The sequence below is a fragment of the Aeromonas caviae genome, from assembly GCF_000819785.1.
Lineage (GTDB): Bacteria > Pseudomonadota > Gammaproteobacteria > Enterobacterales > Aeromonadaceae > Aeromonas > Aeromonas caviae.
The window spans coordinates 137898-138133 of the sequence record NZ_CDBK01000105.1 but is presented as its reverse complement, the minus strand read 5'-3'; the positions used below and the strand labels follow the sequence as shown (position 1 = coordinate 138133).

The window sequence follows — 236 nt, the reverse complement described above, 5'->3', positions numbered from 1 at the left end:
GCCCGCCTCCCCCGTGACCCACTGCCGCGCCCCCTGGTATCGCGCCACCACCTCGGGGCGGGGAAAGCTCCACTGGTTCATGAAGCCTGCGCTGTGCACCACGAAGGCAGGTTTCACCGCCGCCACGAAGGGGGCCGTGGAGGAGGTGCGACTGCCATGATGCGGGCTCACCAGCAGGGTGCTGGCCAGCCCCGCGCCCTCACCCTCCTCCAGCGCCAGTGCCAGCAGGCGGCGCT

At 72.0% G+C, this 236-nt stretch carries 1 pseudogene; it reads right to left on the bottom strand.

Features of this window, described 5'->3' with window-relative positions:
• Positions 1-236 (bottom strand): annotated as a pseudogene (locus BN1120_RS19185) (DNA internalization-related competence protein ComEC/Rec2); the annotation flags it as partial.